This window comes from Roseovarius autotrophicus, from assembly GCF_018069895.1.
Lineage (GTDB): Bacteria > Pseudomonadota > Alphaproteobacteria > Rhodobacterales > Rhodobacteraceae > Roseovarius > Roseovarius autotrophicus.
Genome location: NZ_JAGQDH010000001.1, coordinates 299690 through 326300, shown reverse-complemented (window position 1 = coordinate 326300; position 26611 = coordinate 299690). Strand labels below are relative to the sequence as shown.

The 26611-nt window shown below is 65.5% G+C and carries 23 protein-coding genes; 16 read left to right on the top strand and 7 right to left on the bottom strand.

Annotated elements, in window-relative coordinates:
- Positions 1–65: 65 nt before the first annotated feature.
- Both KAK09_RS01695 and KAK09_RS01690 read right to left on the bottom strand, forming a co-directional pair.
- The gene (locus KAK09_RS01695) at positions 66–1352 is read right to left on the bottom strand and encodes a homoserine dehydrogenase (protein WP_210877094.1); all 1287 of its coding nucleotides are present in this window, start codon (positions 1350–1352) and stop codon (positions 66–68) included.
- A gap of 94 nt (positions 1353–1446) precedes the next feature.
- A complete protein-coding gene (locus KAK09_RS01690) occupies positions 1447–1728 on the bottom strand; it encodes a hypothetical protein (protein WP_210877093.1) in 282 nt (93 codons plus the stop codon).
- A 100-nt stretch (positions 1729–1828) separates the two neighbouring features.
- On the opposite strand from KAK09_RS01690, the gene KAK09_RS01685 reads away from it, so the two are divergent.
- Entirely contained in the window at positions 1829–2416 is a 588-nt protein-coding gene (locus tag KAK09_RS01685; protein WP_210877092.1) for a TetR/AcrR family transcriptional regulator, read from the top strand.
- 89 nt (positions 2417–2505) lie between these two features.
- Here KAK09_RS01685 and KAK09_RS01680 read toward each other — a convergent pair whose 3' ends face one another.
- Positions 2506–3420: a pirin family protein gene (locus KAK09_RS01680; RefSeq protein ID WP_210877091.1), complete on the bottom strand. Its 915-nt coding sequence runs from the start codon at positions 3418–3420 to the stop codon at positions 2506–2508.
- 115 nt (positions 3421–3535) lie between these two features.
- Here KAK09_RS01680 and KAK09_RS01675 point away from each other — a divergent pair, with 115 nt between their 5' ends.
- The gene (locus KAK09_RS01675) at positions 3536–4012 is read left to right on the top strand and encodes a hypothetical protein (protein WP_210877090.1); all 477 of its coding nucleotides are present in this window, start codon (positions 3536–3538) and stop codon (positions 4010–4012) included.
- A 6-nt stretch (positions 4013–4018) separates the two neighbouring features.
- Here the strand turns inward: KAK09_RS01675 and KAK09_RS01670 are convergent, their stop codons facing one another.
- Genes KAK09_RS01670 through KAK09_RS01660 form a run of 3 tightly spaced genes read right to left on the bottom strand, consistent with a single transcriptional unit; the run spans position 4019 to position 6914 of the window.
- Complete coding sequence (locus KAK09_RS01670; RefSeq protein ID WP_247650999.1) at positions 4019–4615, bottom strand: TadE/TadG family type IV pilus assembly protein; 597 nt, start codon at positions 4613–4615, stop codon at positions 4019–4021.
- A complete protein-coding gene (locus tag KAK09_RS01665; protein ID WP_247650998.1) occupies positions 4615–5088 on the bottom strand; it encodes a TadE/TadG family type IV pilus assembly protein in 474 nt (157 codons plus the stop codon). The genes KAK09_RS01670 and KAK09_RS01665 overlap by 1 nt, the downstream gene beginning before the upstream one ends.
- 59 nt (positions 5089–5147) lie before the next feature.
- Positions 5148–6914 carry a pilus assembly protein TadG-related protein gene (locus KAK09_RS01660; protein ID WP_247650997.1) on the bottom strand — a complete coding sequence of 589 codons (1767 nt, stop codon included), beginning with the start codon at positions 6912–6914 and terminating at the stop codon, positions 5148–5150.
- 355 nt (positions 6915–7269) lie between these two features.
- Between KAK09_RS01660 and KAK09_RS01655 the strand changes: the two genes are divergently transcribed.
- From KAK09_RS01655 to KAK09_RS01605, 11 genes are all read left to right on the top strand, one after another.
- Positions 7270–8700: a Glu/Leu/Phe/Val family dehydrogenase gene (locus KAK09_RS01655; protein ID WP_210877088.1), complete on the top strand. Its 1431-nt coding sequence runs from the start codon at positions 7270–7272 to the stop codon at positions 8698–8700.
- Between the two features lie 104 nt (positions 8701–8804).
- Positions 8805–10058 carry a sarcosine oxidase subunit beta family protein gene (locus tag KAK09_RS01650; protein ID WP_210877087.1) on the top strand — a complete coding sequence of 418 codons (1254 nt, stop codon included), beginning with the start codon at positions 8805–8807 and terminating at the stop codon, positions 10056–10058.
- A 57-nt stretch (positions 10059–10115) separates the two neighbouring features.
- Positions 10116–10376, top strand: a complete 261-nt coding sequence (locus tag KAK09_RS01645; RefSeq protein WP_210877086.1) for a sarcosine oxidase subunit delta — start codon at positions 10116–10118, stop codon at positions 10374–10376.
- Positions 10373–13297, top strand: a complete 2925-nt coding sequence (locus tag KAK09_RS01640) for a sarcosine oxidase subunit alpha family protein (RefSeq protein ID WP_210877085.1) — start codon at positions 10373–10375, stop codon at positions 13295–13297. Before KAK09_RS01645 ends, KAK09_RS01640 begins: the two co-directional genes overlap by 4 nt.
- A complete protein-coding gene (locus KAK09_RS01635) occupies positions 13290–13853 on the top strand; it encodes a sarcosine oxidase subunit gamma family protein (RefSeq protein WP_210877084.1) in 564 nt (187 codons plus the stop codon). Before KAK09_RS01640 ends, KAK09_RS01635 begins: the two co-directional genes overlap by 8 nt.
- Positions 13854–13906: 53 nt before the next feature.
- Entirely contained in the window at positions 13907–14194 is a 288-nt protein-coding gene (locus KAK09_RS01630) for a DNA primase (RefSeq protein WP_210877083.1), read from the top strand.
- 40 nt (positions 14195–14234) lie between these two features.
- Positions 14235–16187 (top strand): DNA primase, encoded by a 1953-nt coding sequence (gene dnaG, locus KAK09_RS01625; RefSeq protein WP_210877082.1) that lies wholly within the window; start codon positions 14235–14237, stop codon positions 16185–16187.
- Positions 16188–16304: 117 nt separating this feature from the next.
- Positions 16305–18287, top strand: coding sequence for an RNA polymerase sigma factor RpoD (rpoD, locus tag KAK09_RS01620; RefSeq protein WP_210877081.1), 1983 nt, complete (start codon positions 16305–16307; stop codon positions 18285–18287).
- A 163-nt stretch (positions 18288–18450) separates the two neighbouring features.
- Positions 18451–19614, top strand: a complete 1164-nt coding sequence (locus KAK09_RS01615; protein ID WP_210877080.1) for an isovaleryl-CoA dehydrogenase — start codon at positions 18451–18453, stop codon at positions 19612–19614.
- A 42-nt stretch (positions 19615–19656) separates the two neighbouring features.
- Positions 19657–19950 carry a hypothetical protein gene (locus tag KAK09_RS01610; protein ID WP_210877079.1) on the top strand — a complete coding sequence of 98 codons (294 nt, stop codon included), beginning with the start codon at positions 19657–19659 and terminating at the stop codon, positions 19948–19950.
- Positions 19950–21524, top strand: a complete 1575-nt coding sequence (locus tag KAK09_RS01605) for an AMP-binding protein (RefSeq protein WP_418895508.1) — start codon at positions 19950–19952, stop codon at positions 21522–21524. Before KAK09_RS01610 ends, KAK09_RS01605 begins: the two co-directional genes overlap by 1 nt.
- Before the next feature lie 85 nt (positions 21525–21609).
- Here KAK09_RS01605 and KAK09_RS01600 read toward each other — a convergent pair whose 3' ends face one another.
- Complete coding sequence (locus tag KAK09_RS01600) at positions 21610–22221, bottom strand: OmpW/AlkL family protein (RefSeq protein WP_210877078.1); 612 nt, start codon at positions 22219–22221, stop codon at positions 21610–21612.
- Positions 22222–22358: 137 nt separating this feature from the next.
- On the opposite strand from KAK09_RS01600, the gene KAK09_RS01595 reads away from it, so the two are divergent.
- The 3 genes from KAK09_RS01595 to KAK09_RS01585 are packed head-to-tail and all read left to right on the top strand — an operon-like array spanning position 22359 to position 26611.
- Positions 22359–23963 carry a carboxyl transferase domain-containing protein gene (locus tag KAK09_RS01595; protein ID WP_210877077.1) on the top strand — a complete coding sequence of 535 codons (1605 nt, stop codon included), beginning with the start codon at positions 22359–22361 and terminating at the stop codon, positions 23961–23963.
- Positions 23964–24020: 57 nt separating this feature from the next.
- Positions 24021–25958, top strand: coding sequence for an acetyl/propionyl/methylcrotonyl-CoA carboxylase subunit alpha (locus tag KAK09_RS01590; protein WP_210877076.1), 1938 nt, complete (start codon positions 24021–24023; stop codon positions 25956–25958).
- Positions 25955–26611, top strand: coding sequence for a glutathione S-transferase family protein (locus tag KAK09_RS01585; RefSeq protein WP_210877075.1), 657 nt, complete (start codon positions 25955–25957; stop codon positions 26609–26611). The genes KAK09_RS01590 and KAK09_RS01585 overlap by 4 nt, the downstream gene beginning before the upstream one ends.

The following is a 26611-nucleotide window of genomic DNA, read 5'->3' as shown; positions in this document are numbered from 1 at the left end:
GCGATCCTTGCTGAAAGCGTCGGGTGAAAGACTAGAGAGCGCGCGGCGCACGCACAAGCCGCGCCTCAGACCTGTTCGATGCGCAGCGCGACGGGGGCCTCGGCCAGCACGTCGAGGCGGCGAATGGCGGCGAGGGCCGTGTCGAGCGCCTCGCGGTTGGTCTTGTGGGTGACGATGAGAACGGGCGCGGCCGATTCCTCGTGCTGATACTGACGCATCCGGTCGATGGACACCCCGGCTTCGCCCAGACAGGTCGCGACCTTGGCCAGCGCGCCGGGTTTGTCCACCAGCGCCATGCGCAGGTAATAGGGCGCGGGCGTGGCGCAGCTTGCGGGGGTGCAGCGGGTTAGGGTCGCTGCAGGCTGCCCGAAGGTCGAGAGCCGTGTGCCGCGCGCGATGTCGATCACATCGGCCATGACCGCGCTTGCCGTCGGGCCCATGCCCGCGCCGGGGCCGCGCAGCACGATCTGTTCCACCGAATCGCCTTCGAGCACGACCATGTTGGTGCCGCCTTCAAGCTGGCCAATCGGGCTGCCCGCAGGCACGAGACAGGGCGACATGCGGCTCTCCAGCCCGCGCCCGGTCATCTGCGCCACGCCCAGGAGCTTGATGCGATAGCCCATGTCGGCGGCGCGGCGGATATCATCGAGGGTGATACTCTGTATTCCCTCCAGACTCACCGCGTCGAAATCGACCTGGCAGCCAAAGGCTATGGCGGCAAGCAGGGCAAGCTTGTGGCCCGCGTCGATGCCGCCCACGTCGAGATTGGGATCGGCTTCGAGATATCCGAGCCGCGCCGCTTCCTCGAAAAGCGCGTTATAGCCCTGCCCGGTGGCTTGCATCCGCGTCAGGATATAGTTGCAGGTGCCGTTCATGACACCCATCACGCGGGTGATCTCGTTGCCCGCCAGCCCCTCGGTCAGGGCCTTGACGACCGGGATGCCGCCCGCGACGGCGGCCTCGAAGCGGATCACGCGGCCCGCCGCCTCGGCTGCGAGCGCGAGCGCCTGCCCGTGATGGGCCAGCATCGCCTTGTTGGCGGTGACCACATCCTTTCCGGCGGCGATGGCGGCCTCGGTTGCGGCCTTGGCGGGGCCGTCCGAGCCACCCATGAGTTCCACGAACACATCCACATCAGCGCGGCGGGCCAGCGCCACGGGATCATCCTCCCAGGCGTAGCCCGCAAGGCTCACGCCGCGGTCCTTGTCGCGCGAGCGGGCCGATACGGCACTGATCACCACCGGGCGTCCGGTCCGCGCCTCAAGCAGAGAAGCCTTCTGTCGCACGATCCGGACCACGCCGGTGCCGACTGTGCCAAGCCCGGCAATACCTAGGCGCAGGGGGGTGCTCATGGGGCCTCCGATCTTCGATCTCGCGTCACTTTCGGCGCGATGTAACGGGTTCCTCCGGCCCTTGCAACGCGGCATGGTGCCGGGTGTCGCGGTTTCAACCGTTCACGTCCCGTTGCATCCTGTCGTGTGTCGCGGCGTCGATCACGGGCGCACGCAGCCGGACCGCGCGCGCGCGCAGACGCTCGGCGCGGGCGTCAAGTTCCGATCCGGTCTCGGGTGTGATGCGGGGGGCGGGCACGGTGGCCCTGACATCCTCGACCGGCAACAGCGCGGGATAGGTCGCGGCCCGGTCGGACTCGGTCAGATCGCTGCGTGGGTAGGGATCGGCGCAGGCCCCGAGCAGGCTCAGACAGGTGAGGGCAGGGACAAGGCGCATGGGGCGAGGTCTCCGGGAAGCGGTGACCTTTCTTGCCATTCCCGCCGCGCAGGGGCAAGCGGGGCTTTGATCTGAACACATGTTCAGATAAACCGGGGGAATGGCACGAACCCAAGGCTCTCATTCCGACATCACCGGCCCGCGCGTGCGCGAGACCGCGTTGCGGCTTTTCGCGCGGCAGGGCTATGCCGCCGTCTCCATGCGGCAGATTGCGGGCGAGGTGGGGGTGCAGGCGGGCGCGCTCTACAACTACACACCCGACAAGCAGACGCTGCTGTTCGATCTCATGCGCACGCATATGGAGGATCTGCTGGCCGACTGGGATGCCGAGGCCCCGAAGGGCGGGGCGCGTGATGCGCTTGAGGCATTCACCCGCTTTCATATCCGCTTCAACACGCGCCGGGCCGATGCGGTCTTTGTGTCCTATATGGAATTGCGCAATCTCGAGCCGGACAATTTCGCGGTGATCGAGAGGCTGCGCCGCGCCTACGAAACCCGGCTGGAAACGATCCTGCGCCAAGGCGTTGCCGAAGGCGTCTTTGCCGTGGCCGAGCCGCGCATCGCGGCGATGGCGCTTATCGCCATGCTCACCGGCGTCAACACCTGGTTCCGCGAGCGCGGGCGCCTCAGCCTGACGCAGGTCGAGGCGCTTTACTGGGACATGGTGCGCAAGGCGGTCGCGGCCTGATGCGCCCGACCGCACCGCCACCACAGGAAAATTCCGGGATTTGCCCGCGGTTGAATTTTTTTCGGCGAAAAAAAATTCGGGTGGGGCGCCTAGCGGGGCTGATCGCGGATGAAGGTGCCGTTGCGCAGATCGCGCATCGCCTGGCGCAGCTCGTCCTCGGTGTTCATCACGATCGGTCCATGCCAGGCCACCGGCTCTTGCAGCGGCGCGCCAGAGATCAGAAGAAAGCGGATACCCTCGGGGCCTGCCTGCACGGTGATCTCGTCACCGCTGCCGAAACGCACCAGCGTGCGGTCGCCCGATGGGTCGCGAACATGCACCTCGCGGCCCGCTACCTCCTTTTCCAGCAGCACGCCGGCGGGGGCAGAGGCCGCGTCGAAGCGTCCGCTGCCCGCGAATATGTAGGCAAAGCTGCGCCGGTATGTATCGACCTTCAGCGTCTTGCGCCGACCCGGCGGCACCGAGATATCGAGGTATTGCGGATCGGCGGCAATGCCGTCGACAGGCCCGCGCCGCCCCCAGAAGCTGCCGGTGATGATGCGCGCGCGCGTGCCGTCATCGTCGATGACCTCTGGAATGTCGGCGGCCTTCACGTCCTGATAGCGCGGCGCGCACATCTTCTGCGCCGAGGGCAGGTTGGCCCAGAGCTGGAAGCCGTGCATCTGCCCGCTTGCGTTGCCGCGCGGCATCTCCTGATGCAGGATTCCCGAGCCGGCGGTCATCCACTGGACATCGCCCGCGCCGAGCGTGCCGGTATTGCCAAGGCTGTCGCCGTGATCGACCTCTCCGGCGAGCACATAGGTAATCGTCTCGATGCCGCGATGGGGATGCCACGGAAAGCCCTTGGCGTAACGCGCCGGGTCATCGTTGCGGAAATCGTCGAAGAGCAGGAACGGGTCGAGCTCGGTGGGGTCGAGAAAGCCGAAAGCGCGGTGCAGGTGTACGCCCGCTCCCTCCATCGTGGGAAGTGCGGTGCGGGTCTCGACAACGGGTCTGATGGACATGGTCACTCTCCTTCGCAGGGGATATAGGGGATCGAAAGGGCCGCAGGCAGGGGTGCGGCTGTTCGCAGGCAAAGACGGGCTGTGCATTTCTGCGCGCCCGCAAAGGGAGAGGGTCATGGGCAAGACAGAGCTTGACGCGGTGCTGGCCGCATCGCCGGGGCGGCGGATGATCGGCGTGGGGTCGCTCGGAGGGCTTGGCGCGATCATGCTTTACATGGCGCTTGCGCTTGCGCCCGGCCTTGGCTGGCAGGCGTTTCAGGTGGGGCTTGGGGGTGTCGCGCTGTGGTGCGCGCAAAGGATGTGGCGCGCGACGGCCGAGCGGCTGGAACTGAGCGCCGAGGGGCTGCGATCGAGCGACGGGCGTATCCTTGCGCCCATGGACGATATTGTTGCGGTGGATCGCGGTGTGTTTGCCTTCAAACCTTCGAACGGGTTCATGATCACCCTGCGCCACAAGGGTCCCTTTGTGTGGGAGCCGGGCCTTTGGTGGCGGATCGGGCGCAAGGTGGGGGTGGGCGGTGTCACCCCCGGAACGCCGGCCAAATACATGGCCGAACTGATCCAGGAGCGTATCGCCGCGCGCGGCAGTTGAGCGCGCTTAGCTGGTGCCAGAGGGGGCGCAGAGGTCGGTGAAGCAGAGCTGGGATGAAAAGCGCAGCGTCATGAACATGCGCGTGTCAAGGAACTGATCGCTGAGAAGACCGTTGGTGATGACCGGAACGTGCTTGCTGCGGCCTTCGACCATGATGAGATCCTGCCCCGCGACCATGAGCGGCACGATCGCGTTGACTGCCTCCATGTCGGCCTGGCTGAGAGGGGCCATCTCGCCCTGGCCGCGCACCTCGCTCCAGCGCAGTTCATGGCTGCCGCCATTGACCGTGTGAAAACGCACCACAGAGACGCGTAACTGTGACGGGCTGCGGGTGCCGACCATCATGTCGAAGGTGGCTTTGAGGTTGTCGAGAAAGGCGTCGTCGATCACTTCATTCTCGCGCGACAGGGCGTCTGTCACCGTATAGGTGGCCTTTTCCATAAGGCTTTTCTGGCGGAACATGTCGTAATACTCGAACGACAGGAACAGCCCCATCAGCAGAAAAGGCGTGATGACCACGGTCTCGACTGCGATCACTCCTCGCTCGTCATCGCGCAGGCGCGCAAGGCGTTTTGCCATCGACCGGAAAAGAGAGACAATCATCACAGTGGCTCCTGAACGAACGCGGATACGGCGATCAATGCGGCCTCGCCGCTGGTATCCTTGGTAAGGGCTCTTCCCAGGATCGCCTCGGGAAAGATCGGCCGATACTTGAGGCAGGCGCGCAGCAGCATCAGCTGGTTCTGCGAGCCGGGCGTGAATTCGCGCAGCGGGCGGGCGGGTTCTGCCTCGTCGGTGCAGTCGGGGGTCGCGTCGAGAGTTACGAAGTTGCGCAGGTCGGTCGGGACCATTTCGAGACGCAGCTTTTCCGTGCAGTTCAGCACCCCGATGGTATTGTCGCAGATGCGCTGCTTGATCTGGTCGTGTTGCGGCGCGGTGCCGGTGCCGAGCCGCACGTCGCGCACCGCGATATCGAGGCCGCGTTCCAGCATGACGGCACGGAAGGTCACAATCCCGAGCTCGATCGAGAAGATCATGAAGCCGATCAGGAACGGCGACAGGATCACGAACTCCATGCTCACCGTCCCCTCCTCGCGCCGCGTGAAGCGGCGCAACCATCGCACCATGCGCCGGGTCATTGTGTCAGCCTCAGATGCTTCACGTTGGCGGCGATCGAGCTGAAGGCAGAAGAGATCTCTTCGCCCTCGGAGCGATAGTAATGGCTGCCCGAGGTGGCGCATTTGGCCAGTTCGCGGTCTGCGGTGCCACCCTTGGGCACCTCGAAGCCGATCGAATAGACCACCACGCCCGCGCGCTTGGTGGCGCTGCACACGCTTTGCATCAGGGTGTTCTTCCTGGCTCCGTTCACGAACTCCGAACCGATATAGTCGTTCCACGCCCGGTCATCGCCCGTGATCCGTCGGTGATAATCCGGAGACATCAGGCCCCAGGCGATTTCCCAGTCAAGCTGAACGGTGGCGATGTAACCATCGACGGTATTCTTGAGGTTGCTGAACTGGGTGGGCGAGAGCCAGACCTGCTGTTCTTCCGTCGACTCGTCGATCGAATAGTACTGTTTCTTCGTCTGACTGTAGAGGTAATAGATCGATTTTCCGATGCCGTCGCCTTCGAAGATGCAGACCCACCTGTCGTCCGTGCACTTGGCCAGACCTGTGCTGCCTTCGAGGCGGATTTGCACGTTATTCTTGTTGTAGGCGTATTTGAACTGGCTGTCCCTATACCGAACCTCGAAGAGATCGGAATGCTTGCCACGATAGGCGGGGTTCGACCTGTCGAAGAAATAGGAGGTGGTGTTGGCGCCGTCGCCCATGAAGATGATCGCCTTGAGCGTTTCGCTGTCGCCGTAATCCGCAGGCACGCGGGCCAGGTCCGGATCCAGGTCGTTGGCGGCGATCATGGCGCTGGTGACCTGCCGGAAGGTCGGGTCAAGCAGCGCCGCGCCCCAGTTCATGCCCTCGTTGCCCGAGGTGTTGCCCGCGGGCAGCAGGCCGTCGATCTTGGCGTGCAGTTCCGAGACGCTCTTCGAATAGGGCAGGATACGGATGTAGTCGTCGTTGTAGCACGACCGCCAGCTTTGGTTGAGTTCGTCGCTGTAGAACCCGCCATAGACCGAGGTGTAGACCATCTGGTTCACCGGGATGCCGTTGCTGAGGGACGAGCTTCCGCTGGTCAGCGTGGCATGGGTGTAGTCGTTGTCCTTGAACTCCAGACAGGTCGAATAGTCGTGCGTCTCTTCCACGGCGAGCGCGTTGTAGATCGAAAGCGGCGGGCTGACCGAAAAGCTGAACGGCACGATCGAGATCACGGTGGAGCCGTCACGGGCATTGCCCATCACCAGATCGACGAATTCCTTGGCGGCCTTTTTCAGGTTGTCGATCTTGTTGTTGCTGGACATCGAACCCGACACGTCGAGCACCAGCACCACCTCGAGATTGGGAATGCGCACCTCGGCTGCGGACAGGGCGCTGACGTTGAGCGTATCGACCCCGTTGAGCTTCATCAGGTAGGTGTCGATTTCGGTCTGGGCCCGTGCGACGATGCGCGCGCTGTTGAGCGTCACGCTGATATCGCCCTTCTGCTGGCCCAGAAGGTAATCGGACTTTCCGGCCTTCGCGAAGTAATCCTCGATGATCGCCCGCGCCTCGGTTTCGTTGGACGCCGAAGCCGCAGCCAGAACGGCCCGGTCGAGCGTGGCCTGAAGACTGGAGCGTTCGGTTTCGTGTCGCATGGTGTCGAGCGCGAAGCCACCCATGACCAGCATTATGATGAAGAGGAAGAAGGCAAAAACGGTGGCCGACCCATCTTCTTGCCGCGCGAAGCGGTGCAACCGGACATGCAAGCCGCCATGCGTCTTGCGGCCCTGCATGGTCGGGGCGGTCATTAATTGTGGTCTTTCAAACAAACGCATCTCGTCACCTGTTCATAATGCCCGCACAGCAATGGCGGGCGAGCCGAAGGATCAATGTCTTTTCATCCCGAAATGTGGTATAAATGTGGCTTTCTGGGCGTCGAGAAGGATGCGTTAACCATTTGTAATTACAATTCAATACGCATGTTGATGTTGTCTCGGTTTCGTCAACAATCGATTTAACCCCTCCGGGAGCGTCCGGAATGAGTCGCACGCATGACGGGAAAGGGCCGGAATTTCGACTCGACATGCCGCCCGCGCCGCATAACCATGGCCCGTGCAAGGCGGCCGGCACGCATCGGTCTGCCCAAGCCGAGAGAGGGTAATCATGACCGACAGAAAAGAGCCGACATTCCGCGAAAGCGTGGACCTGATGTTCAACCGCGCGGTGGCGCTGATGGATCTTTCGCCGGGGCTCGAGGAAAAGATCCGCGTCTGCAATGCCACCTACACGGTGCGCTTTGGCGTGCGGCTGCGCGGGCAGATCCACACCTTCACCGGCTATCGCAGCGTCCATTCCGAGCATATGGAGCCCGTGAAGGGCGGCATCCGCTATTCCATGGCCGTGCATCAGGACGAGGTCGAGGCGCTCGCCGCGCTGATGACCTACAAATGCGCGCTGGTCGAGGTGCCGTTCGGCGGTTCCAAGGGGGGCTTGCGCATCGACCCGCGCGAATGGGAGGAGCATGAGCTTGAACAGATCACCCGCCGCTTTGCCTATGAGTTGATCAAGCGCGATCTGATCCACCCCGCGCAGAACGTGCCCGCCCCCGACATGGGCACGGGCGAGCGCGAAATGGCCTGGATCGCAGATCAGTACAAGCGCATGGCCACAACCGATATCAACTATCGCGGCTGCGTCACTGGCAAGCCGGTCAATGCCGGTGGCATCCAGGGCCGCACCGAGGCCACCGGGCGCGGTGTGCAATATGCGTTGCAGGAATTCTTTCGCCATCCCGAGGATATCGCGGCAGCGGGCCTGTCGGGCACGCTCGACGGCAAGCGGGTGATCGTGCAGGGCCTTGGCAATGTGGGCTATCATGCCGCCAAGTTCCTGTCGGAGGAAGACGGCTGCAAGATTACCGCAATCATCGAGCGCGACGGCGCGCTTCTTGATGACACCGGGCTTGATGTTGAGGCTGTGCGCAACTGGATCGCGCGCCATGGCGGCGTCGAGGGTTATCCGGGCGGGAGCTTTGTCCGCGAGGGGGCGAAGGTGCTCGAGGGTGCGTGCGACATCCTGATCCCGGCGGCTCTCGAAGGCGTGATCAATCTCGAAAACGCCGAGCGTATTACTGCGCCGCTCATCATCGAGGCCGCGAACGGGCCGATCACGGCGGGCGCGGACGAGATACTGCGCCAGAAGGGCACGGTGATCATTCCCGACATGTATGCCAACGCGGGCGGCGTGACGGTGTCCTATTTCGAATGGGTCAAGAACCTCAGCCATATCCGCTTTGGCCGGATCGGACGACGGCAGGAGGAGGCGCGCCACCAGTTGATTGTGAACGAGTTGGAGAGGCTCAACCGCGGCATCGGCGATGCCTGGGACATTTCGCCCGATTTCAAGCAGAAATACCTGCGGGGCGCGGGCGAGCTGGAACTGGTGCGCTCGGGGCTGGATGACACCATGCGCACCGCCTATCAGGCGATGCGCGAGATCTGGCATGGGCGCGAGGATGTGACCGACCTGCGCACCGCCGCCTATCTGGTGGCCATTGCCCGCGTGGCCGCAAGCTATCGCGCGATGGGGCTCTGACGCGGCCAGGTCGCGGAGCGACAAGAAAATGGCGCTAACGGGGGCGGAGTCCTGGCCTCGCTGTTGTTAAGACGGGGCAAGGCGCGCTCTGGCACGGAGGCAACATGCGGTTCTCGGCGCTGCGAATACTGAAGGAAGGGTTGACCGGCAATCGCGGTTGGCAGGCGCATTGGGCCGACGCCACGCCTAAGGATCGCTATGAGGTGGTGATCATCGGCGGCGGCGGGCATGGGCTGGCCACGGCCTATTACCTTGCCGCGCGGCACGGGATCACCAATGTGGCGGTGCTGGAAAAGGGGTATCTCGGCGGCGGCAATGTGGGGCGCAACACCACCATCGTGCGCGCCAATTATGGCTTGCCGGGAAATTCGGAATTCTACAGCCATTCGCTCCGGCTCTGGGAGGGGCTGGAGCAGGAGCTTAACTACAACGTGATGATGAGCCAGCGTGGCGTGCTCAACCTGTGCCATTCCGATGGCCAGCGCGACGCCTTCGCCCGGCGCGGCAACGCCATGCGAAATCAGGGCGACGATGCGGAACTTCTCGACCGCGAGGGCGTGCGCCGGATGGTGCCGTTCCTCGATTTCGAATCCGCGCGCTTTCCGATCCATGGCGGCCTCTTGCAGCGCCGCGCGGGCACCGCGCGCCATGACGCGGTGGCCTGGGGCTTTGCGCGGGGGGCAAGCGCGCGCGGCGTCGACCTGATCCAGAATTGCGAGGTCACGGGCATCGACATCGCGGACGGTCGCGTTACCGGCGTGCAGACCACGCGCGGGGCCATTCGCGCAGGCAAGGTGGCGATGATCGTCGCGGGCCGCTCCAGCCAGGTGGCGGCGATGGCCGGAATGCGCCTGCCGATCGAGAGCCATGTGCTCCAGGCTTTCGTCACCGAGGGGCTGAAGCCCTGCCTTGATCACGTCGTGACCTTCGGCATGGGGCATTTCTATATCAGCCAGTCCGACAAGGGCGGGCTGGTCTTTGGCGGCGATCTGGATTTCTACGCCTCTTACGCCGCGCGCGGCAACCTGCCCATGGCCGAGCATGTGATGGAGGCGGGGCTTGCGCTCATGCCGATGATCGGCAACGCGCAGCTTTTGCGCAGTTGGGGCGGGATCATGGACATGTCGCCCGACGGCTCTCCGATCATTGACCGCACCCATGTGGAGGGGCTGATCGTCAATTGCGGCTGGTGTTATGGCGGGTTCAAGGCGGTGCCCGGCTCTGGCGATGTGACCGCGCATCTCATTGCCACCGGAACGCCGCACCCGGTCGCCGCGCGCTTTCGTCTCGACCGCTTCGCCACCGGGCGCGGGCTGATGGACGAAGAAGGCACAGGCAGCCAGCACAACCTGCATTGAGGCGTGTGGAAAGGGTGGAGAATTGAGTATTTTCAGAACGATGAAGGAACAGGCGCGATGAGGCTTCCCTGTCCGCTCTGCGGCGCGCGCGATATCCGGGAGTTCAGCCATATGGGCGCGGCTCTGGCGCGGCCCGACGGCGGCGACTGGGGGCCTGACTGGAATGACTACCTGCACAACCGCGACAACCCGGCGGGACAGACCGAGGAGCTTTGGTATCACGGGCAAGGTTGCGGCGGCTGGCTCGTGGTCACACGCGATACGGTGCGTCACGAGGTGCGCGGCGCGCGGCTCGCGGGCGAGGGAGCGGGCGCATGAGGATCGACGGCAAGGGGCGCGGTATCGATCACAGCCGGGTGCTGCGGTTCAGCTTTGACGGGCAGGGCTATGAGGGGGTTGCGGGCGATACGCTGGCCTCGGCGCTTCTGGCCAACGGGGTGCGTATGGTGGCGCGGTCCTTCAAGTATCACCGCCCGCGCGGCATCATGACGGCGGGCAGCGAGGAGCCGAATGCGCTTGTGACGCTGGGGCGCGGTGCGGCGCAGGCCCCCAACCAGCGCGCGACCGTTGTGGAGATGCACGAGGGGCTGGAGGCGCGCAGTCAGAACCGCTGGCCCTCGCTCGGGTTTGACGTGCTGGCGGTGAATGACCTGATGGCGCCCTTCATTGGAGCGGGGTTCTATTACAAGACCTTCATGTGGCCGCGCGCCTTCTGGGAGCGGGTTTATGAGCCGGCGATCCGTCGCGCGGCGGGGCTGGGGGCGCTGTCGGGCGTGGCCGCCGAGGATGGCCATGAGCGCGCCTATGCCCATTGCGATCTCTTGGTGATCGGGGCGGGGCCTGCGGGGCTGATGGCGGCATGGGCGGCGGCGGAGGCGGGGGCGGATGTGATCCTGGCCGAGGAGGATCTGGCCCCAGGCGGGCGGCTTCTGGCCGAGGCCGAGGAGGTGGACGGGATTGAGGGCGCGGATTGGGCGGCGGGGCTGGCACGCGATCTGGCGGCGCGCCCGAATGTGCGGATCATGACGCGCACCTCTGTCACCGGGGCCTATGACGGCGGCACCTATGGCGCGTTCGAGCGCAGCGCGCCGGGGATGGCGGCGCGGCACGGCGCGCCCAAGGGCTGTTTCTGGCGGATCGTGGCGCGGCGCGCGGTGCTGGCCTCGGGGGCGCTGGAACGGCCGGTGGCCTTTGCCGCCAATGACCGGCCCGGCGTGATGATGGCGGGGGCTGTGCGCGCCTATCTCAACCGCTGGGGCGTGGCGCCGGGGCAGTCGGCCGTGGTCTTTGGCAATAATGACGGCGCACATCGCACGGTGGCGGATTTGCAGGGCGCAGGCGTGCATGTGGCGGCGCTCGTTGATGCGCGCACCGGGGTGGAGTGCGCGCTTGATGTGCCGTTCTATGCGGGGGCGCAGGTGACCGGCACAAGCGGGCGGCGCGGGTTGGAGGCGGTGATGGTGGCCACGGCCAAAGGCGAAGTGCGGCTCGCCGCCGATTGTCTTGCGGTGTCGGGCGGGTGGAACCCGACGGTGCATCTGGCCTGTCACATGGGCGCGCGACCCGTATGGGACGAGAGCCTTGCCGCCTTTCTCGCGCCTGAGGGCGCGGTGCCGGGGATGGAGGTGGCCGGGGCGGCGGCGGGGCGGTTCTCGACCCGGGCCTGTCTTGCGAGCGGGCTGGAGGCGGGACTGCGCGCCGCGCGCGATCTTGGTTTGCCCGTGCCGAATATCACCGCCCCCCCGGCGCAGGACGGGCGCTATGACATCCTGCCGCTCTGGCAGGTGCCGGGGCGGGGGCGGGCCTGGCTCGATTTCCAGAACGATGTGACGGTCAAGGATGTGGTGCAGGCAGCAAAAGAGAATTTCCGCTCGGTCGAGCATATGAAGCGCTACACCACGCAAGGGATGGCCCCCGATCAGGGCAAGAATTCCAACGTGGCCGCCCTTGCCGTGCTGGCGGCGGCGAGCGGGCGCACGATCCCCGAGACCGGCACGACGACCTTTCGCCCGCCTTATGTTCCGGTTCCCGTCGCGGCCATGGGGGCAGGCGCGCGCGGCAAGGGGTTCGCGCCCGAGCGGCTGACCACCTCGCATGGCGCGAGCGTCGTGCGCGGCGCGCCGATGATCGAGGCGGGGCTGTGGTATCGCCCGAGTTATTTTCCGCGAGCGGGAGAGACGCATTGGCGGCAGTCCTGCGATCGGGAGGTTGCGATGGTGCGGCAGTCGGTGGGGGTCTGCGATGTCTCCACTCTTGGCAAGATCGACGTGCAAGGCCCTGATGCCGCGCGGTTTCTGGATTTCGTCTACACCAATGCCATGTCGAAGCTGGCAGAGGGTCGCGTGCGCTATGGCCTCATGCTGCGCGAGGACGGGCATGTGATGGATGACGGTACCTGCGCGCGGTTGGGCGCGGCGCATTACCTTGTGACCACCACCACCGCGGCGGCGGGGCAGGTGATGCGACATCTTGATTTCGCGGCTCAGGTGCTGCGGTCTGATCTGGACGCGCGCGCGATCTCTGTCACGGAACAGTGGGCGCAATTCGCCGTGGCGGGACCGAACGCGCGCGACGTGCTGGCAGGTGTGCTTGATGAGGTGCCGGACCTGCCCTTCATGGGCTTTGGCGAGGTGCGTATCGGCGCGGTTGCGGCGCGGCTTTTCCGTATCTCGTTTTCGGGCGAGCTGGGCTATGAGATCGCCGTGCCCGCGCGCTTTGGTGCCGCGCTTTCCGATCTGCTGGTGGCGCGGGCCGAGGCAATGGGCGGCGGGGCCTACGGGATGGAGGCGCTCAATGTGCTGCGGATCGAGAAGGGGTTCATCACCCATGCCGAGATCCATGGCCGGGTGACGGCCTTCGACATCGGGATGCAGGGGGTGATGAGCACGAAAAAGGACTTTGTCGGCCGGGCAGCGGCGTCGCGTCCGGGGCTGATGGAGGAGGGACGCGAGCAGTTGGTGGGGTTGAAACCCGTCGGTGAAATCAAGGAAATCCTGGCCGGGGCGCATCTCTTTGATGAGGGGGCCGAGGCGGTGAGCGCCAATGACCGGGGCTATGTGACAAGCGCCTGCTATTCGCCCACGTTGGGGCATGTGATCGCGCTCGGCTTCCTTGCGCGGGGGCGGGCGCGGATCGGCGAGCGGGTGCGCGCGGTCGATCATCTGCGCGGCTCGGTCACGATCTGCGAGGTCTGCGCGCCTGGCTGGGTCGATCCCGAGGGAGGGCGGATGCGTGGCTGATCTGGTGGAGAAAAGCCCCTGCGCGGGGCTGGTGCCGGTGGCGGCGGGTGCGCTGCGCCTCTCGGAAATCGCCTTGGGACCGATAACGTCTGTCGCGCCCTACAAGGGGCAGGCGGCGGCGGTGGCGGCCATGCTCGGCGCGCAGGGGCTGGGCTGGCCCGCACCGGGGCAGGTGATCGCGCAAGGTGCTGCGCGGGTGCAGTGGTTCGGGCTGGATCTGGCGTTGTTGATCGGGGTCGCACCGGGGGCGGGGCTGGCCGATCATGCCGCGCTTGCCGATCAGTCCGACGGCTGGGCGGTGCTGCGGCTGGAAGGGGCCGGGGCGGGTGACGTGCTGGCGCGGCTCACGCCGCTTGATCTGCGCGAGAGCATCTTTGGCGTGGGGCAGACCGCGCGCAGCGATCTGGGGCATATGGCGGCGGCGATCACGAGGGTTGAGGCGGAGGCTTATGAAATCATGGGGTTCCGATCCATGGCCGGAACGCTGGTGCACGAGATGGCCGCCGCCATGACGCGGGTCGCGGCGCGGCGGACTTCCCCGGCAAAGGGGCGCTGACAGCGCCGGAATTTTCGCCTAGAGTGGCACCGGACCAGAGCCGGAGACCCAATATGCGCGCGCTTTTCGCCTGCTTTTTCGTTGCCTTGCCCATGGCTGCCACGGCGCAGAATCCGATCTGCGCGCCCACGGGCGAGATCGTCGCCGCCGCCGTCGAGGCGCGCAAGGCGGGGCAGGGGGCAGATGCGGCCAAGGCCGACATCACCGCCGGTCTGGGCGCGGCGAATGCACCCTTCGCCCCGGCCGTGCAACCGCTTGTGGATTGGGTCTACGAATTGCCCCAAGCCGATCTTCAAAAGGATGTGGCCGGGTCCTGGGTCACGCAATGCGAGACGCAGTGAACCACTGGACAGCCACGCGCCCTAGGCCGATATATAGGGCATGAGCCTGCCACCCGGATTCCTCGACGAATTGCAATCGCGCCTGTCCATCGCGCAGGTCGTGGGCCGCAAGGTCATGTGGGACAATCGCAAATCCAATCCGGCCAAGGGCGATCTCTGGGCTCCATGCCCCTTTCATCAGGAAAAAACCGCGTCTTTTCATGTCGATGACCGGAAGGGATTCTATTACTGCTTTGGCTGTCACGCCAAGGGCGACGCGATTTCCTTTGTCCGCGAGACTGAGAATGTGGAGTTCATAGAGGCCGTGCGCATCCTGGCTGCCGAGGTCGGAATGCAGATGCCCGAGCGCGATCCTCAGGCGCAGGTCAAGGCCGACCGGCGCGGGCAGTTGACCGAGGTGATGGAGCAGGCGGTCAAATATTTCGGCCTGCAACTGCGCGCAGGTGCCGGGGCGGCGGCGCGGGACTATCTCAAGGGCCGCGCTCTGGCGCCGCAGGTGCAGGAGCGGTTCGAGCTGGGCTTTGCCCCGGACGGCTGGCAGGGGCTGTGGGATCACCTGACGGGCAAGGGCGTGGCCCCCGATCTGATCCTCGCCTGCGGGCTGGCAAGGGAGAGCGACAGGGGCAGCAAGCCCTATGACGTGTTCCGCAACCGCATCATGTTTCCGATCCGCGACGCGCGTGGGCGCTGCATCGCCTTTGGCGGGCGGGCGATGGATCCGAACGACAACGCGAAATACCTCAACTCGCCCGAGACCGAGTTGTTTGACAAGTCCCGCACACTCTACAATCACGGCCCCGCGCGCGAGGCGGCTGGCAAGGGGCAGCCGCTGATCGTGGCCGAAGGCTATATGGACGTGATCGCGCTGGTGGCGGGCGGGTTCGAGGCGGCGGTGGCCCCTCTGGGCACGGCTGTGACCGAATATCAGGTGCAGATGCTGTGGCGCATGGCCGACGAGCCGCTGATCGCGCTCGACGGCGACAAGGCAGGGCTGCGGGCGGCCGAACGCGTGGTCGATCTGGCGCTGCCGCTGCTGGAGGCCGGGAAATCGCTGCGTTTCGTGCTGATGCCCGAGGGCAAGGACCCCGACGACCTGCTGCGCACGGGCGGCGCGCGGGCGATGCAGGCGCTGATCGACGACGCGCAGCCGATGGTGCAGCTTTTGTGGCGGCGCGAAACCGAGGGGCGCGATTTCGACAGCCCCGAGCGCAAGGCGGCGCTTGAACGGGTCTGCCGCGAGGCGACCGGGCGGATACGCGATCCGTCGGTGCGTGGGTTCTACGAGCGCGAACTCAAGGATTTGCGCTGGCAGCTTTTCAATCCGCGCCGCGTGTCTCCCGCGCCGCAACCCGGTGCGCGCAAGGGCCGGTGGCAACCTCCCGAAAACGCCCGTGCCAGCACGAAATCCTCGGCCCTGGTGTCGGCGGACCCTGCCGAGGCGATGCGGCTGCGCGAAGCGGTGATCCTTGCCGCGCTCCTGTCCTGCCCCGAGCTGGCCGAGGACTTCGAGCCGCAGATCGAACGGATGGAGTGTCGCGACCCCGAGCACGCGGCCCTGCGTGGGGCGATCCTGCGCCATGCCCATGCCGGTGCCGAGACGCTGCGCGCGCAGATCGCGGCGGAAATCGGCGATGGCCCTCTTGAAAAGCTCATGCGCCTGCCCCACGTCGCGATATCACCGCCGGTTCGTCATCGCGGGGATGCCGGGCGCGCCGCGCAGACCCTGCGCGAGGAATTCGCCAAACTGAGCGCGGGCAAGGGCATCGAGGACGAATTGCGCGAGGCGGTCGAAGACATCGAGGGGCTGGCCGACGAGACGGTGACATGGCGGCTCAGGCAGGCGGCGGAGGCGCGCAACCGTGCGATCCGAAGCCAGCAGGAGGACCGGACGGAATATGAAACGAGTGAGAATGGCGCGCGGCTCAACCGTGAGGAGCGGGCGGAATTTGCCGCCCTTCTTGACCGGCTGGGCATGGGCAAAGCGCCACGCTGAGGAATTTTGGTGAGGAAGACAAGGGAAATACCGGGTAGACGGGTGTGCGAATCATCTGATCGCGCTATTGATTCGCCTTAGCGAATCACCCCGCCCGCAAACGTCAAGGAGATGCGCATGGCCGCCAAGGATACCGACGACCACAAGCCCGACGAGCAGGATGCCGATGTTTCGCTCGACATGTCGCAGGCCGCGGTCAAACGGATGATCGCCGAGGCGCGGGAAAAAGGCTTTATCACCTACGACCAACTCAATCAGGTTCTGCCACCCGATCAGGTCTCGTCCGAGCAGATCGAGGACGTGATGTCGATGCTCTCGGAAATGGGCATCAACATCATTGAGGAAGAAGATGCCGAGGAGGAAGACGGGCGCTCGACCGCGATCGCCGAGATCGGGCGGCGCGGCGAGATCACGCTCGGCTCGGGGAAAGAGGAAAAGCTCGACCGCACGGATGATCCGGTGCGCATGTATCTGCGCGAAATGGGCAGCGTCGAGTTGCTCAGCCGCGAGGGCGAGATCGCGATTGCCAAGCGCATCGAAGCGGGCCGCAACACGATGATCGCGGGGCTTTGTGAAAGCCCGCTGACCTTTCAGGCCATCACCATCTGGCGCGACGAGCTTCTGGGTGAGGATATCCTGCTGCGTGACGTGATCGACCTCGAGGCGACCTTTGGCAACCAGCCGGGCGAGGAGGCGGGCGAGCCGGTGTTGGCCGCCAATGTGAGCACCCCGCCGTCTCGAACGGTGCGCAACGGGGCAGACGAAGAATTTGACGCCGATGGCAACCCGATCCACCGCGAGGAGGACGAGGAAGACGACGAGCAGGCCAACATGAGCCTGGCCGCGATGGAGGCCGCGCTCAAGCCGCGCGTGCTCGACACGCTCGACCGCATCGCAGAGGATTTCGCGCGGCTGAGCGACATGCAGGACAGCCGCATATCGGCCACGTTGAACGAGCATGCGTTGTTCTCGGCCGATCAGGAGGCAATCTATCAGACGCTGCGCTCCGAGATTGTGGAAATGGTCAATTCGCTGCATCTGCACAGCAACCGGATCGAGGCGCTGATCGATCAGCTTTACGGCATCAACCGCCGCATCATGCAGATCGATTCGGCGATGGTGAAGCTGGCCGATCAGGCGCGGATCAACCGCTCTGAATTCATCGAGGCCTATCGCGGGCGCGAGCTTGACCCCAACTGGCTTGATGACATGACACGCAAATCAGGGCGCGGCTGGCAGATGTTCCTGGAGCGTAGCCGTGACAAGGTCGAGGAGCTGCGCGCCGACATGGCGCAGGTGGGCCAATATGTGGGTCTCGACATCAGCGAATTCCGCCGCATCGTCAATCAGGTCCAGAAGGGCGAAAAGGAGGCGCGGCAGGCCAAGAAGGAGATGGTGGAGGCCAACCTTCGTCTTGTGATCTCGATTGCCAAGAAATACACCAACCGCGGCCTGCAATTCCTTGATCTCATTCAGGAAGGCAATATCGGCCTGATGAAGGCGGTGGACAAGTTCGAGTATCGCCGCGGCTACAAGTTCTCGACCTATGCGACCTGGTGGATCCGGCAGGCGATCACCCGCAGCATCGCGGATCAGGCGCGCACGATCCGCATTCCCGTCCATATGATCGAGACCATCAACAAGCTGGTGCGCACCGGACGTCAGATGCTGCATGAGATCGGGCGCGAGCCCACGCCCGAGGAACTGGCCGAAAAGCTGCAAATGCCGCTGGAAAAGGTCCGCAAGGTGATGAAGATCGCCAAGGAACCGATTTCGCTCGAGACGCCCATCGGCGACGAGGAAGACAGCCAGCTTGGCGATTTCATCGAGGACAAGAACGTCATCCTGCCCCTCGACAGCGCCATTCAGGACAACCTCAAGGAGACGACAACGCGGGTTCTGGCCTCGCTTACCCCGCGTGAGGAACGGGTTCTGCGGATGCGATTTGGTATCGGCATGAACACCGATCACACGCTTGAGGAGGTGGGCCAGCAGTTCAGCGTGACGCGCGAGCGTATCCGGCAGATCGAGGCCAAGGCGCTGCGCAAGCTCAAGCATCCCAGCCGCTCAAGGAAGCTGCGGTCCTTCCTCGACCAGTAGGATCGGCGCCAGCCCCTGCAAGACATGCCCCCCGCCGTCTGACGCGCGGGGGATTTTCGTGCTGTGATCCTGCGCCCCTCGATTGCACGGGATTGACGCGGCGCCGGCTTCGTGCCTATAAATGAACATCTGTTCAATAACCGGGCCGGGGAGGGATGGCGCGATGTTCAATGCGGTGATGACGTTTGATCTGGGCGAGGACGTGAACGCCTTGCGCGACATGGTGCATCGCTGGGCGCAGGAGCGGGTGAAGCCGATGGCTGCGCAGATTGACCGCGACAATGCCTTTCCGCCGGAACTCTGGCCCGAGATGGGCGAACTGGGCCTTCTGGGCATCACCGTGCCCGAGGAACATGGCGGCGCGGGGATGGGCTATCTCGCCCATGTGGTCGCGGTGGAGGAGATTGCGCGCGCCTCGGCCTCGGTCTCGCTCAGCTATGGCGCGCATTCCAATCTCTGCGTCAATCAGATCAAGCTCAACGGTAATGACGCGCAAAAGGCGAAATATCTGCCGGGGCTGGTCAGCGGCGCGCATGTGGGTGCGCTTGCGATGTCCGAGGCCGGGGCGGGCAGCGACGTGGTTTCGATGAGCCTGCGCGCCGAGCGGCGCAACGACCATTACCGGCTGAATGGCAACAAATACTGGATCACCAACGGGCCGGATGCCGATACGCTTGTGGTCTATGCCAAGACCGACCCGGCGGCGGGCAGCCGGGGTATCACGGCGTTCCTGATCGAGAAAAGCATGAAGGGTTTCAGCACCAGCCCGCATTTCGACAAGCTGGGGATGCGCGGCTCCAACACCGCCGAGTTGATCTTTGAGGATGTCGAGGTGCCCTTCGAGAACGTCCTGGGCGAGGAGGGGCGCGGCGTGCGCGTGCTCATGTCGGGCCTCGATTACGAACGCGTAGTGCTGGCGGGCATTGGCACCGGGATCATGGCGGCCTGTCTGGACGAGGTCATGCCTTATGTTTCGACGCGCAGGCAGTTCGGGCAACCCATCGGGTCATTCCAGCTGATGCAGGGCAAGATCGCCGACATGTATACGGCCATGAATTCGGCGCGGGCCTATGTTTACGAGGTGGCCAAGGCCTGTGACCGGGGCGAGGTCACGCGGCAGGATGCGGCGGCCTGCTGTCTCTATGCTTCCGAGCAGGCGATGGTGCAAGCGCATCAGGCGGTGCAGGCCATGGGCGGCGCGGGGTTCCTCAACGATGCGCCCGTCGCGCGGCTGTTCCGCGACGCGAAGCTGATGGAGATCGGCGCGGGCACGTCCGAGATCCGGCGGATGCTGATCGGACGCGAGTTGACGGCGGCGATGGCATGAGAGGGCGTGATCTGCGCACAGTCCGACCGGAGGCATGAAACGATGGCGCGGCATCTCCTTTTGCCGTTGGCGGGGCTGGTCGGGCTGGCTGGCGTGTTGGGGCTGCTCATGGGCCTGCGGGCGTTGAACACGACCGAGACCGATGTGATCGAGCGGATCGCCGCGCGTTATGTGGCCGAGACGGGCGGGGAGGCGCGGCTCAGCGATTGCGCCGCTACCCCGGCGTCGAGCGCGGGCCTGTGGCTGGTGGTGGCCTGTGTGCCGCAGGCGGGCGGGCGTGTGGAATATTTCGTGGACCGGTTCGGGCGGGTCGCGGACCGACGGGAGGAGGTGTGATGGAGATGCGGCCCTTGCTGCGACGCGCTTCCTATGAGGCGCTGTGCGACGGGTTTGGCTGGGACATCCCAGAGCGGCTCAACATGGCGGCGCAGGTCTGTGACGACTGGGCGGCGCGCGCGCCGGACCGTCTGGCAATTCGAGATCTTTCGGGCGAAGGCGCGCGGGAGGTGAGCTATGGCGCCTTGCGCGCCATGGCGGACCGGCTGGCGCTGGGGCTTGTGGCGCGCGGCGTGATGCGCGGCGACCGGGTGGGGGTGTTGCGCTCTCAGGGTGCCTGGTGTGCGGTGGCGCATATCGCGATCTGGAAAATCGGCGCGATTTCAATTCCCTTGTTCAAACTCTTCAAGCAGGACGCGCTCTTGAGCCGCGTGGGCGATGCGGGCGCGCGCGCGGTGGTGACCGATGCCGAGGGCGTGGGGCTGCTCGCCGCGATGCCCGAGGTGGCCACGCTGGTGCCCGAGGCCGAGACGCTGCCCGAGGGGCTGTTCGAGACGGTGGACACGGGCGCGGACGAGCCTGCGGTGCTGATCTATACCAGCGGCACCACCGGCAGCCCCAAGGGCGCGCTGCATGCGCATCGGGTGTTGACGGGGCACCTGCCGGGGGTGGAGTTGAGCCATGATTTCCTGGGGCAGCCGGGCGATTGCCTCTGGACGCCGGCCGACTGGGCCTGGATCGGCGGGCTGTTCGATGTGCTGATGCCGGGGCTGGCGATCGGCGTGCCGGTGGTGGCGGCGCGGATGGCGAAATTCGGAGTCGCGGAGTGCCTGAGGGTCATGCGGGAAGGCGCTGTCAGAAATGTATTTTTCCCCCCCACGGCGCTCAGGATGCTGAAGGCCGAGGGCGCGCGGATCGAAGACCTGCGGAGCGTGGCGAGCGGCGGTGAGCCGTTGGGGGCCGAGATGCTCGACTGGGGGCGGCAGGCGTTTGGCCTTACCATCAACGAGTTTTACGGGCAGACCGAGTGCAACATGGTGGCCACGTCCTGCGCTGCCCTCTTCAGCCCGGTGCCGGGCTGTCTCGGGCGGGCCGTGCCGGGGCACGCGGTGGCGGTGATCGACGCCGAAGGGCACGAGGTGCCGGGCGAGGGCGATATCGCGGTCAGGCGAGGATCGGCCTCCATGATGCTGGAATATTGGAAAAAACCGCGCGAGACGGCGGAAAAGTTTCGCGGCGACTGGCTGGTGACGGGCGACCGGGGGGTGATCGAGGACGGGTATATCCGGTTCGTGGGGCGCGAGGATGACGTGATCACCTCCGCCGGCTACCGGATCGGCCCGGCGGAGATCGAGGATTGCCTGCTGACGCATCCGGCGGTGGCGACGGTAGGCGTGGTGGGAAAGCCCGATCCCCTGCGCACCGAGATCGTCAAGGCCTATGTGGTGCTGCGTGCGGGCGTCAACCCGTCAGAGGTGCTGGCGAAAGAGTTGCAGTCTCATGTCAAGGAGCGCCTTGCAAGCTATTCCTACCCAAGGGAAATTGCGTTTTTGGATGCGTTGCCGATGACGGTCACGGGCAAGGTGATCCGTAAGGAATTGAAGGCGCGCGCGGCGGCGGAGGCGAACGCATGACCGGGCGTGTGGGCACACTGGCCATCAATAAAAAAGGGCCGGTGCGATGACCGGCCCCATGGTTCTGCTCTCGGGAGGGGAGAGATCAGAATTTCATTACATAGGCGATGTTGAACACCCAAGGGTCGATCTTGACCTTGCCGATATCGGCGCTACCCACCTTCACATCGGTTTCGATGTCGATATAGCGGATGTCGGCACGCAGGGCTGCGCGTTCGGAAATCGCGTAGTCAAGTCCGGCGTGAAGCGCGAGGCCCCAGCTATCGTCGAGATCGACATTCACGCCCGCAAGAGCGCCCTTGCCGGTCTCATCGAAGAAATAGGTGTAGTTGATACCCGCACCGACGAAGGGCGTAATCGGGCTGGCGTTGACGAAGTGATATTGCAGCGAGAGGGTGGGCGGCAGGTGCTTGACCTCGGCCACCTTGCCCGCGCCTTGCAGGTTCACGTCATGCTGGAAGGGCCAGGCGGCGAGAAGTTCAATGCCGATGCGGTCGGCGATGAAATATTCCACCGTGAGCGTCGGGCGCAGGTTGCCATCGACATCGACCTTGCCGGCGAGCGTGTTGGAATTCTGGCTCGGTTCGACCCAGCCAAGACCGAGGCCGAGGGTGATGTCGCCCTTGGACTGCGCGAGCGCGGGGGCGGCGGTCGAGGCCATGAGGGCGGCGAGGGTGAGGGCGGTAATCTTGGTCATGGTCTATCCACTCTTGTTCTGACACGCCCCGGTATGGCGCGGGTTGCGTCAAGTCACTTTGACGTGAATCAAGTTCGGCCCGCTGTGCTGCGCCGCGGCAAAATTGCAACAGTATCGGTTGGAGAGGAGCGACAGCCATGCGTCTGAAATCATCGGCCCTGCCGTCGTCGGAAGGCTTTGCCGCCAATCGCGCGGCGCATCTGGACGCGCTGCGCGGGATTGCGGAGGCGGCGGAACGGGCCGCCGAGGGCGGCGGCGCGGGCGCGCGCGCGCGGCATCTGTCGCGTGGCAAGATGCTCCCGCGCGAGCGGGTGGCGGGGCTGCTCGATCCCGGCAGCCCGTTTCTGGAGGTGGGGGCGATCGCGGCGCATGGCATGTATGACGGTGCGGCCCCTTGCGCCGGGGTGATCGCGGGCGTGGGGCGCGTGATGGGGCGCGACTGCATGGTGGTGTGCAATGACGCCACCGTGAAGGGCGGCACCTATTATCCGATGACGGTCAAGAAACATCTGCGCGCGCAGGAGATCGCCGAGGAGTGTCATCTGCCCTGCATCTATCTGGTGGATTCGGGCGGCGCGAACCTGCCCAATCAGGACGAGGTGTTCCCCGACCGCGATCATTTCGGGCGCATTTTCTACAATCAGGCCCGGATGAGCGCGAAAGGTATCGCACAGATCGCCGTGGTGATGGGCAGTTGCACTGCCGGCGGGGCCTATGTGCCCGCGATGAGCGATGTCACCATCATCGTGCGGGATCAGGGCACGATCTTTCTGGCCGGTCCGCCGCTGGTCAGGGCGGCAACGGGCGAGGTGGTGACAGCCGAGGATCTGGGCGGGGGCGATGTGCACACGCGCCTCTCGGGGGTGGCCGATTATCTGGCCGAGGATGACGGGCACGCGCTGGCCCTGGCGCGGCGCGCGGTGGGAAATCTGGGGGGCGGGGCGGAACCCGCCATCCGGTTCGAGGCACCCGAGGAGCCTGCCTATGATCCCGAGGAAATCCTTGGCGTGGTGCCTGCCGATCTGCGCACGCCCTACGATATCCGCGAGGTGATCGCGCGGCTGGTCGATGGCAGCCGTTTCGACGAGTTCAAGGCGCGGTTCGGCGAGACTCTGGTGACGGGCTTTGCCCATGTGACGGGTTGCCCGGTGGGGATCGTGGCCAATAATGGCGTGCTCTTTTCGGAGGCCGCCGCCAAGGGCGCGCATTTCATCGAATTGTGCAGCCAGCGGCGCATACCGCTGGTATTTCTGCAAAACATCACCGGCTTCATGGTCGGGCGCAAATACGAAAACGAAGGTATCGCGCGGCACGGGGCCAAGATGGTGACGGCGGTGGCCACTACAAGCGTGCCCAAGATCACCATGCTGGTGGGCGGCTCTTTTGGCGCGGGCAATTACGGGATGGCGGGGCGGGCCTATCAACCGCGTTTCCTGTGGACCTGGCCGAATTCGCGGATCTCGGTGATGGGCGGCGCGCAGGCGGCAGGGGTTTTGGCCACGGTCAAGCGCGACGCGATGGAAAAGCGCGGCGAGGCGTGGTCGGTCGAGGATGAGGAGGCGTTCAAGCGGCCCACGGTCGAGATGTTCGAGCGGCAGGCGCATCCGCTTTATGCCAGCGCGCGGCTCTGGGATGATGGCGTGATCGACCCGAGGAAAAGCCGCGATGTGCTCAGCCTTAGTTTGCGGGCCGCGCTCAACGCGCCGGTGGAGGAGACGCGCTTTGGCGTCTTCCGGATGTGAGGGTGGTGATGTCGGAATTTGAGTATTTGAAGAACGATGAAAGCAGGGGAGCGCGCCATGTTTGAGCGGATTCTGGTGGCCAACCGGGGCGAGATCGCGTGCCGCGTGATGCGCACGGCGCAGGCCATGGGCGTCGAGGTGGTGGCGGTCTATTCCGACGCCGACCGCGGGGCGGCGCATGTGGCGCTCGCCGACCGGGCGGTGTGGATCGGCGGGGCGGCCCCGTCCGAGAGTTATCTGCGCGGGGAGGCGATCATCGCGGCGGCGCTGGAAACGGGCTGCGGCGCGATCCATCCCGGTTATGGATTTCTGAGCGAGAACCCCGATTTCGTCGCGGCGGTGGCGGCGGCGGGGCTGGTCTTTATCGGGCCATCCGCGGCGGCCATTCGGGCAATGGGCCTCAAGGATGCCGCCAAGGCGCTGATGGAAAAGGCGGGTGTGCCGGTGGTGCCGGGCTATCACGGGGCCAATCAGGACCCTGAGCATCTGGCGGGGGCGGCGGATGCCATCGGCTATCCGGTTCTGATCAAGGCCGTGGCGGGCGGTGGCGGCAAGGGCATGCGGTTGGTGGAGGCGCCGGAGGTCTTCATGGAGGCGCTGGAGAGCGCCAAGGGGGAGGCGAGAACCGCGTTTGGCAATGCCGACGTGCTGATCGAGAAATACATTCAGAAACCCCGGCATATAGAGGTGCAGGTGTTTGGCGACGGCAGCCGCGCGGTGCATCTGTTCGAGCGCGATTGCTCGTTGCAGCGCCGTCATCAGAAGGTGATCGAGGAGGCCCCGGCGCCGGGCATGACCGCTGAGATGCGCGCGGCCATGGGCGGGGCGGCAGTGCGTGCGGCCGAGGCCATCGGCTATAGCGGTGCGGGCACGGTGGAGTTCATCGTTGATGGTGCGGATGGGCTGCGGCCCGACCGCTTCTGGTTCATGGAGATGAATACGCGTCTTCAGGTGGAGCATCCGGTGACCGAGGCGATCACCGGCGTCGATCTGGTGGAATGGCAGTTGCGGGTGGCGGCGGGCGAGGGCTTGCCCGCGCGCCAGGAGGATCTGGCAATCAATGGTCACGCCTTCGAGGCACGGCTTTATGCCGAGGATGTGCCCAAGGGGTTTCTGCCCGCAACGGGGCGGCTCGCGCATCTGGCCTTTCCGGCGGGTTGCCGCGCCGATAGCGGCGTGCGGGCCGGCGACGAGATCAGCCCCTGGTATGATCCGATGATCGCCAAGGTGATCACTCATGGGCCGACGCGCGCCGTGGCGCTGCGGCGGCTGTCATCGGCGCTGGAGCGCACGGAGGTGGCGGGGACGGTGACGAATCTTGCCTTTCTGGGCGCGCTGGCACAGCACGAGGGTTTTGCGCGCGGCGAGGTCGATACCGGGCTGATCGCGCGCGACATTGACACGTTGGTGGTGGTGCCGGAACCGGGACCGCGCGAGGTGGCGCTGGCGGTGCTGGCGGGCCTTGACCTGCTGGAGGGCGCACCGGAGGCGGCGGGGTTTGCGCTCTGGCAGCCGCTCTCGCGTGAGGTGCGGCTGATGCAGGGCGGCGAGGAGATCGTGGCGCGGCTCACCACGCTCTCAAGCGGGGCGCATGACGTGGAGATTGGCGCGGTGCGCGTCGAGGCGCGGCGCGTGGGCGGCCTGTGGCGGCTGGACGGGGAGCCTGCCGCGCCGGTGGCGGTGGACGGGCGGCGGGTGACGGTCTTTGCCGGGTTTGGGCTGAGCTTCGATCTGATTGATCCGCTCGACCGCGAGGGCGCGGCGGGGGCGGATGCCGACATCATCGAGGCGCCGATGCCGGGGGTGGTAAAGGCGGTCTTTGCCGCGCCCGGGCAGGTGGTGGCCAAGGGCGACCGGCTGGCGGTGCTGGAGGCGATGAAGATGGAGCATGGTTTGCTTGCGGCGCGCGACGGGGTGGTGGCCGAGGTGCTGGCGCGCGCGGGCGATCAGGTGAGCGCGGGGGCCGCGCTGGTGCGGCTGGAGGCGGGGGAATGATCCGGCTGCATCATGTGCCGCTGGCGCGGTCGTTCCGGGTGCTGTGGCTGATGGAGGAGATCGGACTCGATTACGAGGTGGCCTATTACTCGATCCGCGACGGGTCAATGCGCAGCCCGGAGTTTCTGGCGCTCTCGCCCGCTGGCCGCGTGCCGGTGCTGGAGCATGAGGGGGCCGTGTGGTTCGAGAGTGGCGCCATCGTGCAGATGCTGTGCGAGACCTACCCGGAGGCGGGGCTGATGCCTGCGCCGGGAAGCGCCGGGCGGGCGCACTGGCTGGAGATGCTGAGCTATGCCGAAACGGTGGGCTGTCTGCTGGAGAATCTCAACCTGAACCTTGTCTTTCTGCGCCCGCCCGCGAAGCCCTCGGTGCCGGTCGTGAAGCTTCTGAATGCGCGACTCAGGGCGGCGCTGGCGGCGATGGAGGCGCGGATGGCCGGGGACTACCTGTTGCCCTCGGGCTTCTCGGCGGCGGATATCATGTTCGGCTACGGGTTCGAACTGGCGCGCTATTACGTCGATCTGGACGCCTACCCGCGCCTTATGGCCTATTGGGAGCGGTTGCGCGCGCGACCCGCCTACGGACGGGCGAAGGCGCGTGACGGGGAGCAGGATATCTATGCGCGGGATTTCTACCCTGTGCCGGAGGAATAG